Genomic DNA, 13,350 nt, shown 5'->3' with positions numbered 1-13,350 from the left:
GTGCGGCGGGTGGGCAGGGCGTTACGGCCATCATCGAACGCTGAGAAAACCTTCACCACTGATCGTTCCCACGCAGAACGTGGGAACGATCAACAGCTAAATCAGGTTTTGAACCGCCGAACCAACCCGTCCAGCTCATTCGACAACCCTGCCAGACTTTGCGAATCCAGCCGCGCCGAATTCGCCAGTTCCGCCACCAGTTGCGCGTCGCCATGAATCTGGCTGATGTGCCGATTAATATCTTCCGCCACCTGATGCTGCTCTTCCGCCGCTGTCGCGATCTGCGTGTTCATGTCGCGAATCACATCCACCGATTCACGAATCTGCCCAAAGCTCTCGCGCGCTTCACCAATGCGCGCCACCGACTGCTGCGACACTTCCAGGCTTGCGTGCATTTTTTGCGTCACTTCGCTGGTGCGCTTGGCCAGGTTGCCGAGCAAACCATCGATTTCCGCCGTCGAATCCGCCGTGCGTTTGGCCAGTGCGCGCACTTCATCCGCCACCACCGCAAACCCGCGACCCTGCTCGCCCGCCCGCGCCGCCTCGATGGCCGCGTTAAGCGCCAGCAGGTTGGTTTGTTCGGCGATGGAACGGATGGTGCCGAGAATCGACTGAATGTCGTTGCTGTCGCGTTCCAGTTGCTGCATCGACTGCGCGGACTGGCCGAGTTCCTGGCTCAGTTGATCGACACTGTTGACCGCTGCGTCGATCTGCTGCTGGCCCTGACGCGCCTGACGCTGACCGCTGTCGGCAGACTCCGCTGCCTGGCTGCACGAGCGCGCAACTTCGTTGGCGGTGGCAACCATTTCATGGAACGCCGTGGACACCATGTCCACCGCTTCACGCTGACGCCCGGCGGCTTCGGCCATGTCGCTGGAGACACGGGTCGAACTCTGCGAGGTGGCAAGGATTTTCCCGGCCGCGCCGCCGATGTGCTGGATCAGGCTGCGAATCGCGGCGAGGAACTGGTTGAACCAGTTAGCCAATTGCGCGGTTTCATCACGGCCACGGATTTCGAGGCTTTTGGTCAAGTCGCCTTCGCCCTGGGCAATGCCTTCCAGGCCGCTGGCGACGCTGCGGATCGGCCGCACGATGAGGCTGGCGAAACTGGCGCCGACCACTGCGAACAGCACGGCCAATACGGCGGCAATGATGGCGATCAACCAAGTCAGTTGCGTGGCCGAACTCATCACGTCGTCCTGTTTGATCAGGCCGATGAATGTCCAGCCCAACTGTTCCGACGGCCAGACGTTAGCCATGTAGCGTTCGCCGTTGAGTTCGACTTCCACCAGACCCTTGCCGGCCTTGCCCAGCTGCGCGTAGTCATCGCCCAGGCTGTCGAGTTTTTTGAAATTGTGTTCCGGTTTGCTCGGATCGACCAATACCGTGCCGTTGTTTTCCATCAGCATCAGGTAACCGGTTTCGCCGAGCTTGATCTGTTTGACGATCTCGGTGAGCTGCTTGAGCGACACGTCGATGTTGACCACGCCTCCCTGAGCCCCCAGTTGGTTGGCGACGGCGCGCACGGTGCTGACCAGCACGGCGTCGTCACCGGCCCAGTAATAGGCTTCGGTACGCAGGGTTTTGCCCGGGTTCGCCATGGCCGTCTTGTACCAGGGGCGGGTGCGCGGATCGTAGTTGGACATCTTCGGATCGCCGGGCCAGAACGCGTAACCGCCGCTGCTCAAGCCGTAGGACACGTAGGCGTAGGCCGGGTGGCTGCTGGCCAGGCTGGAAAACAGTGCAAAGAGCTGTTTGTCGATGCCACCGTCGGCGGTGTCGTCCGGGTTGGCGCTGACGCGGCTTCTGACGCTGCCGTCGGCGTTTTTCACCAGCGGTTGCGCCGCCAGGTAATCGACGTTCTGGCTGATCCCGTCAAAAAACAGCTGCATGGCGTTGCTGACCTGACGGATCTCGCGGCCGCTGCTGTCGATAAAGTCGTCCTTCGCCTCGCTGCGCAGATTCAGCACAACGAGGGTGGCGACCAGCACCACGGGCAGGCAGGCGATGATTGCAAACGCCCAGGTCAATTTCTGTTTGATGTTCATCCGCGCTCCAGATTTTTTTGTACGACCACGCAGTGCAGAGGACTCGCGGTGTGTATTGGCAGCCGAAAACGTTGTGGGCTACTCGTTTCCCTGAGTGCGACATCGAGTTTTTGTGTAGGAACGATTGTCAGACAAATCCGTCTGTCCCTTAGGACTTCGGCTGCCTTGGTGGGAAATTGAGGTGCATCAGGAAAAATCTTACGAGGGGTATGAATTTGTATGTCAGATCCTGACGTAAATGCCCTCAGGTTCTGATGACAATCTCTGCGGCTGGCTGGGCTATGATTTGCAGCGATCGTTTTCCGGGCTGGTGAACAGCCGCACAAATCGGCACATTGTGTGCATCGACAAGGTTCGCAGGTCGGCAACCCCTCCCCGTGGTGCGAGGATTGCCGTATAACGAGTGACATTCGCGTGTTTGGTAATAAAGGACCCACAATAAAAGCTGATGAAGACTCCAAAACGCATTGAACCCCTGATCGAGGACGGTCTGGTCGACGAAGTGCTGCGTCCACTCATGAGTGGCAAAGAAGCAGCTGTTTATGTGGTGCGCTGCGGCAATCAGCTGCGTTGCGCGAAAGTCTACAAGGAGGCGAATAAACGCAGTTTCCGCCAGGCGGCCGAGTATCAGGAAGGTCGCAAGGTTCGTAACAGCCGTCAGGCTCGCGCGATGGCCAAGGGTTCCAAGTTCGGTCGCAAAGAGACCGAGGACGCCTGGCAAAACGCCGAAGTGGCGGCATTGTTTCGTCTCGCCGGTGCCGGCGTGCGGGTACCCAAGCCGTACGACTTCCTTGAAGGCGTGTTGCTGATGGAACTGGTGGCCGACGAATATGGCGATGCTGCGCCGCGTCTGAATGACGTGGTACTGGATGCCGATCAGGCGCGCGAATATCACGCGTTCCTGATCTCGCAGATCGTGCTGATGCTGTGTACCGGTCTGGTGCACGGTGACCTGTCCGAGTTCAACGTGCTGTTGACGCCGACCGGCCCGGTCATCATCGACCTGCCGCAAGCGGTGGATGCAGCGGGTAACAACCACGCGTTCAGCATGCTGGAACGTGACGTCGGCAACATGGCTTCGTACTTCGGTCGGTTTGCCCCGGAGTTGAAGAAGACCAAGTACGCCAAGGAAATGTGGGCGCTGTATGAAGCCGGCACCTTGCACCCGGCCAGCGTGTTGACCGGCGAGTTCGATGATCCCGAGGATCTGGCGGATGTCGGCGGCGTCCTGCGAGAAATCGAAGCGGCGCGCCTCGACGAGGAACGCAAGCAAGCCGTTCGCGCGGCGGACGATGCGCCGAAAGGCCAGCCGGATGAACCGCCGCCGCCACCGTGGATGCAGTGATCGGCTAACAAGAAACCCGGCTTCGGCCGGGTTTTTTCGATCCCCGATCTGTTGATCCTGTTTTTAGGTAGGTGGCGGTCAGGAGAGAGTAGGCTCGGCGCAACAACCCGACGCCAGTTCCTTGAGGATCGGGCAGTCCGGGCGGTGGTCGCCGTGGCAGTGTTCGACCAGATCCTGCAGGGTGTCGCGCAACTGGCCGAGTTCGCGGATTTTTTGGTTCAGTTCGTCGATGTGCTGACGCGCCAGGGCTTTCACATCGGCGCTGGCGCGCTGGCGATCCTGCCAGAGGGTCAGCAGCTTGCCGACTTCCTCCAGCGAAAACCCCAGATCCCGCGAGCGCTTGATGAACGCCAGCGTGTGCAGATCGTCATCGCCGTATACCCGGTAACCACTGTCGGTGCGATGGGCAGCCTTGAGCAAACCGATCGACTCGTAATATCGGATCATCTTCGCGCTCAGGCCGCTGTGTCGCGCCGCTTGGCCGATGTTCATCGCTTGTCCTCCAGACCTTCAGGTTTCCAGGTTTTCAACAGTAGCGCATTGCTCACCACGCTGACGCTCGACAGCGCCATCGCCGCGCCGGCCAGCACCGGGTTGAGAAAACCGAACGCCGCCAGCGGAATGCCTATCAGGTTGTAGACGAAGGCCCAGAACAGGTTCTGGCGGATCTTGGCGTAGGTCTTGCGACTGATCTCCAGGGCGGCCGGCACCAACCGTGGATCGCCGCGCATCAGGGTGATGCCGGCCGCGTGCATGGCCACGTCGGTGCCGCCGCCCATGGCGATGCCGATATCGGCGGCGGCCAGCGCCGGGGCGTCGTTGATGCCGTCGCCGACCATGGCGACGACGCCGGTTTTCTTAAGCTCCGCGACAGTGGCGGCTTTATCGGCGGGCAGTACTTCGGCGTGCACGCTGTCGATGCCTAAGGCATCGGCGACCACTTTGGCGCTACCACGGTTGTCGCCGGTGAGCAGGTGACTGTGGATATTTTGGGCCGCCAGTTTTTGCACAGCTTCCAGGGCGCCGGGTTTGAGAGTGTCGCCGAATGCGAACAAACCCAGCACGCGTGGTTCGGGGCTTTGTTCGATCAGCCAGGACAAGGTGCGGCCTTCGGCTTCCCACGCTGTAGCGAAGTCGGCCAGCGCTGCGGGTCTCAACGCGCTTTCGTCGAGCAACCGTCGATTGCCCAGTGCCAGACGCCGACCATCAAGCGTGCCGGCGATGCCTCGCCCGGTCAGGGATTGGCTGTCGCTGACGGACGGCACGTTCAGATCCCGTTCGGCGCAGGTATCCAGCACCGCTTTCGCCAAGGGATGTTCGCTGCCTCGCTGCAACGCGCCGGCCAGTTTCAGCAGCGAGCCTTCATCGCCGTCCACCGCTGTGAAATGGGCGATACGCGGAGTGCCCGAGGTCAGCGTGCCGGTCTTGTCGAAAACTACGGTGCTGACTTCGTGGGCGCGCTCCAGCGCTTCGGCGTCCTTGATCAAAATGCCGTGGCGTGCGGCGACGCCAGTGCCGGCCATGATCGCGGTCGGCGTGGCCAGACCCAGTGCGCACGGGCAGGCGATCACCAGTACGGCGACGGCGTTGATCAGCGCGGTTTCAATCGGCGCGCCGTATAGCCACCAGCCGATCAGCGTCGCCAAGGCAATCAGCAACACGGTCGGCACGAAGACCTGGCTGACTTTATCCACCAGCTTCTGAATCGGTGCTTTCGCCGCCTGAGCGTCTTCCACCAAACGAATGATGCGCGCGAGGACGGTTTCGGCGCCGAGCGCCTGGGTGCGAACCAGCAACCGGCCCTCGCCGTTGATCGCGCCGCCGGTGACCTTATCGCCGGGTTGTTTTGGCACCGGCAGGCTCTCGCCGCTGATCAGTGCTTCATCGGCGTGGCTTTGGCCTTCAAGCACTTCGCCGTCCACCGGGAAACGCTCGCCGGGCTTGACCAGCACTTGATCGCCCAAACGCAGTGCACTGATGGCGACGTCTTGCTCGCGGCCATCGATGACTTGAATCGCCCGTTCCGGACGCAACGCTTCGAGCGCGCGAATGGCGCTGGCGGTCTGGCGCTTGGCGCGGCTTTCGAGGTATTTGCCCAGCAGCACCAAGGCGATGACCACCGCCGAGGCTTCAAAATACAAATGTGGCATGCGCCCGGCGGCGGTGGCCCATTCATACAGGCTCAGGCCGTAACCGGCGCTGGTACCGAGGGCGACCAGCAGGTCCATGTTGCCGGCACCGGCGCGCACGGCTTTCCACGCGGCGACGTAAAAACGTGCGCCGAAGATGAATTGCACAGGGGTGGCGAGGGCAAATTGCATCCAGGCGGGAAGCATCCAGTGCACGCCGAAAGGTTGCAGCAGCATCGGCAACACCAACGGCAAGGCGAGGACGATGGCGCAGATCAACGCGACACGTTCGCGGTGCAAGCGCTGTTGTGGGTCATCGGCGGATGGCTGATCGGATTGCTCAAGCTGCGCGGTGTATCCGGCCTTGCTCACGGCATCGAGCAGTATCTGCGGATCGAGCGAATCAAGCAGTTCGACGTGCGCGCGTTCGTTGGCCAGGTTGACGCTGGCGTTTTTCACGCCTGGCACCTTGTTCAAGGCGCGCTCGACGCGTCCGGCGCAACTGGCGCAGGTCATGCCGGTGATCGGCAGATCGAAGATGATGGATTCGGGCATCGGTCACGCTCCCTGTAGAAAGTGCCTACAGGATCAACCTTGCCACGCGGGCAAGGTCAAGCGCCATTGTTGAGGATCAAAAGATCGCAGCCTGCGGCAGCTCCATGGATCGGTGTTCACCCTGTAGGAGTTGCCGCAGGCTGCGATCTTTTACAGACGACTCAATATTCCAGGGAAGCGGGCTTCAGGTACATGCCTTCCTGAGTCATGGCGATGCGATATTTCAACACGTCGCCTGCCTTGAGGATGATCTCCTGCGAGCCTGGCGCGAGCATCCCCGGGTTGCAACCGGCGACTTGTCCCGGCAACAGCTTCAACCGCAGCGACACATTGCCCGGTGGCAAATTGAACGAGGTGCTTTGCTCCTGGAACAACCGCGCCGACAGTTGATCCTGGATATACACGCCGATCTCGCAAGAGGTCGCCACTTCGAGGCGCTCGCGGGAAATGATCAGCACGCCGTAATCCTCACCGGCGGCTTGCACCGAGGGGATGGCGGCAAAGAGGCTGAGCAAGCCAAACAGGCTGAAAGCTGACCAGCGCATGACTGAATCTCCTGAATTCGTTTCATGGATGCACGCAGCTTGGCCGAGCGCGGCGCCGATTGCCAGCCCGGCAGATTTTTGCAGAACTTGACCTTGCCATCGTGGCAAGCTCCAGAGTGCTCGCAACCTCACTCAAAGGAGTCATTCCATGCAAGTGTTCAACGTTCAAGGCATGTCCTGTGACCACTGTGTCAATGCCATTACCCAAGCGGTACAAGCCAAGGATCCGGCGGCGAATGTGCGGGTCGATCTGGCGACAAAGCAGGTGAATGTCGACAGCAGGCTAACAGCCGATCAGGTGGTCGAGCTGATCAGCGAGGAAGGTTACGCCGTCGAACAGGCCTGATCTTTTTAATAGTTAGCCAGCTAAGGAATGTTCAAGGACTCCCGGCGCAGCTAAACTGTCGTGCTGCATGTCCACCTGCCATGCCCGACCTGGATGCCTGATGAACTTCCGTACCATTTTGATTCTCGGCGCTTTGAGCGCCTTCGGCCCGTTGGCCATCGACTTCTACTTGCCGGCATTTCCGGCCATGGCGCTGGCCTTCGGCACGGATGAAACCCACGTGCAGATGACCTTGGCTGCGTATTTTCTTGGCCTGTCCATTGGCCAGTTGGCGTACGGGCCGGTGGCTGACCGCTTTGGCCGGCGCATTCCATTGATCAGCGGTGTTGCGCTGTTCACCCTTGCCTCACTGGCGTGCGCCTATGCACCGAATCTGGAATGGCTGATCGCTGCGCGCTTCGTTCAGGCGCTGGGTGGTTGCGCAGGGATGGTGATCGCCCGGGCCGTGGTCAGCGACAAATGCGACGCGGTCGGCTCGGCGAAAGTCTTTTCGCAATTGATGCTGGTAATGGGTCTGGCGCCGATTCTCGCGCCGATGCTCGGTGGTCTGCTGGTCAACACCACGGGCTGGCAGTCGATCTTCCTGGTGCTGACCGGGTTCAGCGCTTTGGCCGGGCTGGCGGTGGCCTTGGGTCTGCCGGAAAGTCTGCCGTCGCATGTGCCGCGTCAGCCGTTGTCCGGTGCGCTGCGCCAATATGGGCGGCTGGTTACGGATCCGATTTATCTTGGCCATGCGCTGACCGGCGGCATCGCCATCGCCGGGATGTTTTCCTACATTGCAGGTTCACCCTTCGTCTTCATCAAACTTTATGGCGTGCCGGCCGAGCATTTCGGCTGGCTGTTCGGCACCAACGCGGCGGGATTCATTCTGGTGGCGCAGGTCAATGCGCGGATGCTGGCCAAACGTGGCCCGGCGTTTCTGTTGGCGCGAGCCGTGTGGGTTTATCTATTGGCGGGTCTGACACTAATGGCCGTCAGCGCGCTGAAACCGGCGCATCTGTGGCCGCTGCTGATTCCGTTGTTCATTTGCATTTCAAGCCTCGGCTGCATTTTGCCAAATGCTTCGGCCTGCGCTATGAACGGCCAGGGTGCACGGGCCGGCAGCGCATCGGCGTTGCTCGGTTGCCTGCAATTCAGTGTTGCGGCGGGCGCGGCGGCATTGGTCGGGGTACTACACGACGGCACAGCCGTGCCGATGGCGATGGTCATCAGTTTGTGCGGATTGCTCGTCGTGGGTGCGGCAATGTACACCCGACGATTGCAGAATGCCCGGGCGCTGACGCAGGCGTCGGCCTGATCAGCCGGCGACGCGATGCAGCGCGGGGTCGGGAATCTGATGGGGCGCGAGCAAACGCGCTTCGAGGGTGCGGATGAAGGCCTGGGCTTCGGCTTCACTGCGAAATGTCACGGTGTGCTGGTCAAGTCGAACCTGCCATTGGGACTTCGCCACTTCTTTTATCAGGATCTTCATTGCTGACCTCCTATCGGTAAAAGATGCATCGCAGAGGCTCGATTGTAGACCCGAATACGGCCGCAATTGTGACAAGGGTCAAGCATCTGACTGACGGCAAAAGATCGCAGCCTGCGGCAGTTCCTATGGGTGTGATCGTTCCCACGCAGAGTGTGGGAACGATGGCTGTTTTAGAACCCTTCCAGCACAATCTTGCCCTTGGCCTTGCCACTCTCCAGCAACGCATGCGCCCGGCGCAGGTTCGCCGCGTTGATGGTGCCGAAATGCTCGCCCACGGTGGTTTTCAGCGTCCCGGCGTCAATCAGCTCAGCCACGCGATTGAGCAGTTTGTGCTGCTCGATCATGTCGGCCGTCTCGAACAGCGAACGGGTGTACATGAATTCCCAATGCAGCGACAGGCTCTTGCGCTTGAGTTTGGTCACGTCCAGCGCCTTCGGATCGTCGATCAACGCCAGTTTGCCTTGCGGCGCCAGGGCCTCGACCAGTTGATCCAGATGCTGATCGGTCTGGGTCAGGCTGGCGACGTGGGTCACGTTGTCGATGCCGGCGCGCTTGAGTTCTTCGCTCAGCGGCAGGCTGTGATCGATCACTAAATCGGCGCCCAGTTCGCTGACCCAGTCGCGGGTTTGCTCGCGAGAAGCGGTGCCGATGACTTTCAGTCCGGTCAGCTGGCTGGCCAGTTGCGTCAGGATCGAACCCACACCACCGGCGGCGCCGACGATCAACAGGCTTTGGTTTTCGTCGGTCTTGCCTTCGCGAATCTGCAAACGCTCAAAGAGCAATTCCCACGCCGTGATGGCCGTCAGTGGCAGGGCGGCGGCTTCGGCGAAACCGAGGCTTTTGGGCATGTGGCCGACGATGCGCTCGTCGACCACATGCAGTTCGCTGTTGCCACCGGCGCGGGCGATGGAGCCGGCATAGAAGACGTTATCGCCAGCCTTGAACAGCGTTACCTCGCTGCCGACCGCTTTGACGATGCCGGCGACGTCCCAGCCCAGCACTTTAGCCGCGCCATTTTCTGGCTGGACGTTCTGCCGCACTTTGGTATCGACCGGATTGACCGAGATGGCTTTGACTTCGACCAGCAGATCCCGAGGGCCGGCGATGGGCTCCGGCAGTTCGATGTCTTGCAGGGACTGGTCGTCAGTGATCGGCCTTGACGCGTAATAGGCGATGGCTTTCATGGAGCGCTCCGTCAGTTATTTAAAGAAAGAATCAGGATGGGGTGGATGATTGGCTATTTCTTCACAAGATAAAACCCGCTAAAAGAGCAGGCTCTTTCAATATTTTTTTGATAATCGGGTGTGAAGATGCTGCGTTTCGATGACTTGCAGTTGTTTGTCCGGGCGGCGGATCTGGGCAGTCTGTCAGCGGCCGCGCGGGCGATGGACATGTCGGCGGCTGTGGCCAGCGCGGCATTGAAACGCATCGAACAGCAACTCGGCGCACGGCTGCTGGCCCGCTCCACGCGCAGCCTGCGGTTGACGGCCGAGGGCGAGGGTTTTCTCGAATATGCACGGGCGGCGTTGAGTAATCTTGATGAAGGCCGACGTCTGCTCGCCAGCGGTCAGGATCAGGTCAGCGGGATTCTGCAACTGTCGGCGCCTTCGGATTTCGGCCGTAACCTGCTGTTGCCATGGCTCGATGATTTTCAGCGCGCACACCCCAGGCTCACCGTGCGTCTGTTGCTGGGGGATCGCATCGCCGACCTGTTCCGCCAACCGGTGGACATTGCGCTGCGTTATGGCGAACCCGAGGATTCGAGTCTCGTCGCACTGCCAATCGCCGCGCATAACCGTCGGGTGCTGTGCGCCTCACCGGCCTATGTTGCACAACACGGCGAACCGCGATCGCTGGAGCAACTGGCCCAACACAACTGCCTGCTTTTTATGCTCGGCAGTCGGGTTCACGACCACTGGAGTTTTCACGACGGTAAACGCGAGGTAGGCCTGACCGTCAGCGGTGACCGCTTCAGCGATGATGCCGATGTCGTGCGCCTGTGGGCGTTGGCAGGTGCCGGCATTGCCTACAAGTCATGGCTCGATGTCGCCGCCGATGTCCTTGCCGGACGTTTGCAAGTGCTGCTCCCGGAGTTGGTCTGCGAGCGCGCTCCGCTGAATTTGCTGTGCGCCCATCGCGCTCAGTTGAGTAAGCCGGTGAACCTTCTGAGGGAAATGCTCGCCAGCCGATGCGCTAATTTGAGTAGTCAATTTCCCGATTTTTCCGGAGTCGCTCATTAGTCGCACGTAAATAGCGAAATTTCTCTCAGGATCAATCACCACCCGCGCGGACCCGGACGCAGGATGCGGCGTGTAACCCGCTTATACTAGCGCCGCCTCATGCCTGCACCGACACCCTGGCTCGGGCACGATCAGACCGGAATGCTCCAATCAGGGTGCCGGTCGCGCCAGCGCTGTGGATTCCATTCCGCCGTATGCTGCGCCAGTGGCCTGCCTCGCCCTGGTTCATGGCGGTTTCCGCGTCTTGGCCGACGAAACATTACTGATCAAGATGTCTCTGAGCAGTAGACAGACGATTCAACAGGGAGTGAATACATGGAACATGCACCTTGCATCAGCCAGATCGCCACATTGCTGGCTGATCCCAAGCGCAGCGCGATGATGTGGGCGCTGATGGACGGCTCGGCCCGGCAGACCGAAGAGCTGGCGCTGCTGGCGGGGTTGTCACCGTCGTCAGCCAGCGCGCATCTTGGCCGGTTATCCGCTGGAGGGCTGTTGAAGGTCGAGGCGCGGGGGCGCAAGCGCTTTTTCCGTCTGGCCGCCCCGGAAGTCGGCGCCGCCATCGAAGCCCTGGCCAGCGCCACTATCGCCAGCGCACCGCAGGCAATTCCCGAAGTCTTCAAACGCACCACACCGATTGCCAAATCGCAGGCTGCGCCTTCGTCATTGTTGCGCGCCCGTTTCTGCGACGATCACCTGGGCGGCACGCTGGCGGCAGATCTGTACCAGCGCCTGCTCGATGCCGGTTGGGTCGAACAGATCGAGCAACGGGTGGTGGTGACACTCAAAGGTTCGACGCAACTGGCCAAGCGGGGCGTGTACGTCCAGGCGTTGGCCCATCGTAAAGTGCAAGTGGCTTGCGCATGCCCGGACTGGAGCGAGCGTCGTCCGCACATGGGGGGCTCGCTGGGCGCCGCGCTTCTGCAATTGTTCATGCAATCGGGCTGGCTGACGTTGCCCAACGACTCTCGGGTATTGCAGCTTACCGTGACGGGACAGCGGGAAATCCATCGCTTCGCACGCGACACGGAGCTGGAAATGGCGTTCTAGAGCACTTGGCTGCCGGCGTTCGGGGTGCTGCCGTCGTCGATGACTGCGAACAGGTCGCATCCAGCAATGGGCGTGCGTGGTTATCGCTCAGACTCGATCCGGACACTTTTCGGATGGGGGATGGCACATGAACACGGGACACTTCAGCGCGGCGGAACGGCTGGAACGCCTGCCGATCAGCGGTTATCACCGGGTCATTTTCATCATCATTGCCTTGGCGTTCTTCTTCGACTCCATGGATCTGGCGATGATGACGTTCCTGCTCGGCTCGATCAAAGCCGAGTTCGGTCTGAGTAGCGCCCAGGCTGGGTTGCTGGCCAGTTCGAGTTTCTTCGGCATGGTGCTGGGCGCGTCGTTGTCCGGCATGCTCGCCGACCGCTTCGGGCGCAAACCGGTGTTCCAGTGGAGCATCGTGTTGTGGGGACTGGCCAGTTACCTGTGTTCGACGGCGCAAACGGTGGAAACCTTGACGTTGTTCCGTATCTTGCTGGGGATTGGCATGGGCATGGAGTTTCCCATCGCGCAATCGATGCTTTCGGAATTGATCCCGGCCAAGCGGCGCGGTCAGTACATCGCGTTGATGGACGGTTTCTGGCCGCTGGGGTTTGTGGCGGCGGGTGTACTGTCGTATTTCCTGCTGCCGCTGATTGGCTGGCGCGACATCTTTCTGGTGCTGGCGGTGCCGGCGGTGTTTGTCCTCGCGATCCGTTTCTTCATTCCGGAGTCGCCACGCTGGCTGGAGCAGGCCGGTCGCCATGAAGCGGCGGACAAAGTGTTGAGCGCCATTGAGCAAAAAGTGCGCGCGTCCCTCAACGGCGCGGCATTGCCTGAGCCGGTGCTTTTGCCTCGAACCGTGACGGCACCGGGGAATTTCTTCTCCGCGCTCAAGCAGATCTGGTCGCCGCTCTATCGCCAGCGCACCACGATGATCTGGAGCCTGTGGTTCTTCGCGCTGCTGGGTTTTTACGGCCTGACGTCATGGCTCGGTGCGTTGCTGCAGCAATCGGGTTTTGCCGTGACGCAGTCGGTGTATTACACGGTGCTGATTTCCCTTGGCGGGATTCCCGGTTTCCTCATGGCGGCGTGGCTTGTCGAGCGCTGGGGTCGCAAACCGGTATGCATCGTCACGTTGCTGGGCGGCGGGGTGATGGCGTTTCTCTATGGACAAAGCGCGGTGTTTGGCGGCAACGTGGCGTTGCTGATCGGGACGGGTTTGTTGATGCAGTTTTTCCTGTTCGGCATGTGGGCCGTGCTCTACACCTACACGCCGGAGTTGTATCCGACCTCGGCACGCGCCACGGGCTCGGGATTCGCTTCGGCAATTGGCCGTGTGGGATCGTTGCTCGGGCCGTTGGTCACCGGACTGGTGTTTCCGGTCATGGGCCAGGGTGGGGTGTTTGCGCTAGGGGCGTTGTGCTTTGCGATTGCGGCGGCGGTGGTGTGGCTGTTCGGGATGGAGACGCGGGGCAAGACGCTGGAAGAGTTGACTGAGGCAGAAATAATGCGCTGAACACCAATCCCTGTGGGAGCGGGCTTGCTCGCGAATGCGGTGTGTCAGCCAATTCAATATTGATTGACACGACGCCTTCGCGAGCAAGCCCGCTCCCACATGGGATGTGCT

General features: G+C 60.7%; 12 protein-coding genes and 1 pseudogene. 6 read left to right on the top strand and 7 right to left on the bottom strand.

What is annotated here, in order from left to right; translation table 11 throughout:
* Positions 1 to 101: 101 nt before the first annotated feature.
* On the bottom strand, positions 102 to 830 hold the full coding sequence (locus tag GIW69_RS26505) for a methyl-accepting chemotaxis protein (RefSeq protein WP_496570958.1): 729 nt from the start codon (positions 828 to 830) through the stop codon (positions 102 to 104).
* Positions 831 to 959: 129 nt separating this feature from the next.
* Positions 960 to 1,892: pseudogene (locus tag GIW69_RS26500) on the bottom strand (cache domain-containing protein); the annotation flags it as partial.
* A 604-nt stretch (positions 1,893 to 2,496) separates the two neighbouring features.
* Here GIW69_RS26500 and GIW69_RS24480 point away from each other — a divergent pair.
* Positions 2,497 to 3,393 (top strand): PA4780 family RIO1-like protein kinase, encoded by an 897-nt coding sequence (locus GIW69_RS24480; RefSeq protein ID WP_236485347.1) that lies wholly within the window; start codon positions 2,497 to 2,499, stop codon positions 3,391 to 3,393.
* Positions 3,394 to 3,471: 78 nt separating this feature from the next.
* On the opposite strand, the gene cueR is transcribed toward GIW69_RS24480, so the two are convergent.
* The 3 genes from cueR to GIW69_RS24465 form a co-directional block, all read right to left on the bottom strand.
* Positions 3,472 to 3,885 carry a Cu(I)-responsive transcriptional regulator gene (gene cueR, locus GIW69_RS24475; protein ID WP_236485346.1) on the bottom strand — a complete coding sequence of 138 codons (414 nt, stop codon included), beginning with the start codon at positions 3,883 to 3,885 and terminating at the stop codon, positions 3,472 to 3,474.
* The gene (locus GIW69_RS24470; RefSeq protein WP_236485345.1) at positions 3,882 to 6,077 is read right to left on the bottom strand and encodes a heavy metal translocating P-type ATPase; all 2,196 of its coding nucleotides are present in this window, start codon (positions 6,075 to 6,077) and stop codon (positions 3,882 to 3,884) included. The genes cueR and GIW69_RS24470 overlap by 4 nt, the downstream gene beginning before the upstream one ends.
* A 161-nt stretch (positions 6,078 to 6,238) precedes the next feature.
* Positions 6,239 to 6,622, bottom strand: coding sequence for a hypothetical protein (locus tag GIW69_RS24465; protein WP_236485344.1), 384 nt, complete (start codon positions 6,620 to 6,622; stop codon positions 6,239 to 6,241).
* Between the two features lie 148 nt (positions 6,623 to 6,770).
* Here GIW69_RS24465 and GIW69_RS24460 point away from each other — a divergent pair, with 148 nt between their 5' ends.
* Together GIW69_RS24460 and GIW69_RS24455 are read left to right on the top strand one after the other, a co-directional pair.
* Positions 6,771 to 6,968, top strand: coding sequence for a cation transporter (locus GIW69_RS24460; RefSeq protein ID WP_236485343.1), 198 nt, complete (start codon positions 6,771 to 6,773; stop codon positions 6,966 to 6,968).
* Between the two features lie 100 nt (positions 6,969 to 7,068).
* Entirely contained in the window at positions 7,069 to 8,265 is a 1,197-nt protein-coding gene (locus GIW69_RS24455) for a multidrug effflux MFS transporter (RefSeq protein ID WP_236485342.1), read from the top strand.
* Here GIW69_RS24455 and GIW69_RS24450 read toward each other — a convergent pair whose 3' ends face one another.
* Positions 8,266 to 8,439 carry a hypothetical protein gene (locus GIW69_RS24450; RefSeq protein ID WP_236485341.1) on the bottom strand — a complete coding sequence of 58 codons (174 nt, stop codon included), beginning with the start codon at positions 8,437 to 8,439 and terminating at the stop codon, positions 8,266 to 8,268. It abuts the gene before it with no gap.
* A 170-nt stretch (positions 8,440 to 8,609) separates the two neighbouring features.
* Entirely contained in the window at positions 8,610 to 9,623 is a 1,014-nt protein-coding gene (locus GIW69_RS24445; protein ID WP_236485340.1) for a zinc-binding alcohol dehydrogenase family protein, read from the bottom strand.
* Between the two features lie 126 nt (positions 9,624 to 9,749).
* On the opposite strand from GIW69_RS24445, the gene vimR reads away from it, so the two are divergent.
* The 3 genes from vimR (at position 9,750) to GIW69_RS24430 (ending at position 13,239) form a co-directional block, all read left to right on the top strand.
* Positions 9,750 to 10,679: a transcription regulator VimR gene (gene vimR, locus GIW69_RS24440; RefSeq protein WP_236485339.1), complete on the top strand. Its 930-nt coding sequence runs from the start codon at positions 9,750 to 9,752 to the stop codon at positions 10,677 to 10,679.
* A gap of 315 nt (positions 10,680 to 10,994) precedes the next feature.
* Positions 10,995 to 11,729: an ArsR/SmtB family transcription factor gene (locus GIW69_RS24435; protein ID WP_236485338.1), complete on the top strand. Its 735-nt coding sequence runs from the start codon at positions 10,995 to 10,997 to the stop codon at positions 11,727 to 11,729.
* Between the two features lie 127 nt (positions 11,730 to 11,856).
* A complete protein-coding gene (locus GIW69_RS24430) occupies positions 11,857 to 13,239 on the top strand; it encodes an MFS transporter (RefSeq protein WP_236485337.1) in 1,383 nt (460 codons plus the stop codon).
* Positions 13,240 to 13,350 lie beyond the last annotated feature (111 nt).

Source organism: Pseudomonas syringae (assembly GCF_021605415.1).
Lineage (GTDB): Bacteria > Pseudomonadota > Gammaproteobacteria > Pseudomonadales > Pseudomonadaceae > Aquipseudomonas > Aquipseudomonas syringae_S.
Note: the sequence above shows the minus strand (reverse complement) of the source record. Positions and strands in the feature narration are given on the sequence as shown.

Excerpts from the sequence above, each read along its gene's own strand:
- GIW69_RS26505 (WP_496570958.1), bottom strand. The coding sequence starts at position 830 with ATGGTGTCCACGGCGTTCCATGAAATGGTTGCCACCGCCAACGAAGTT.
- GIW69_RS24480 (WP_236485347.1), top strand. The coding sequence starts at position 2,497 with ATGAAGACTCCAAAACGCATTGAACCCCTGATCGAGGACGGTCTGGTC.
- cueR (WP_236485346.1), bottom strand. The coding sequence starts at position 3,885 with ATGAACATCGGCCAAGCGGCGCGACACAGCGGCCTGAGCGCGAAGATG.
- GIW69_RS24470 (WP_236485345.1), bottom strand. The coding sequence starts at position 6,077 with ATGCCCGAATCCATCATCTTCGATCTGCCGATCACCGGCATGACCTGC.
- GIW69_RS24465 (WP_236485344.1), bottom strand. The coding sequence starts at position 6,622 with ATGCGCTGGTCAGCTTTCAGCCTGTTTGGCTTGCTCAGCCTCTTTGCC.
- GIW69_RS24460 (WP_236485343.1), top strand. The coding sequence starts at position 6,771 with ATGCAAGTGTTCAACGTTCAAGGCATGTCCTGTGACCACTGTGTCAAT.
- GIW69_RS24455 (WP_236485342.1), top strand. The coding sequence starts at position 7,069 with ATGAACTTCCGTACCATTTTGATTCTCGGCGCTTTGAGCGCCTTCGGC.
- GIW69_RS24450 (WP_236485341.1), bottom strand. The coding sequence starts at position 8,439 with ATGAAGATCCTGATAAAAGAAGTGGCGAAGTCCCAATGGCAGGTTCGA.
- GIW69_RS24445 (WP_236485340.1), bottom strand. The coding sequence starts at position 9,623 with ATGAAAGCCATCGCCTATTACGCGTCAAGGCCGATCACTGACGACCAG.
- vimR (WP_236485339.1), top strand. The coding sequence starts at position 9,750 with ATGCTGCGTTTCGATGACTTGCAGTTGTTTGTCCGGGCGGCGGATCTG.
- GIW69_RS24435 (WP_236485338.1), top strand. The coding sequence starts at position 10,995 with ATGGAACATGCACCTTGCATCAGCCAGATCGCCACATTGCTGGCTGAT.
- GIW69_RS24430 (WP_236485337.1), top strand. The coding sequence starts at position 11,857 with ATGAACACGGGACACTTCAGCGCGGCGGAACGGCTGGAACGCCTGCCG.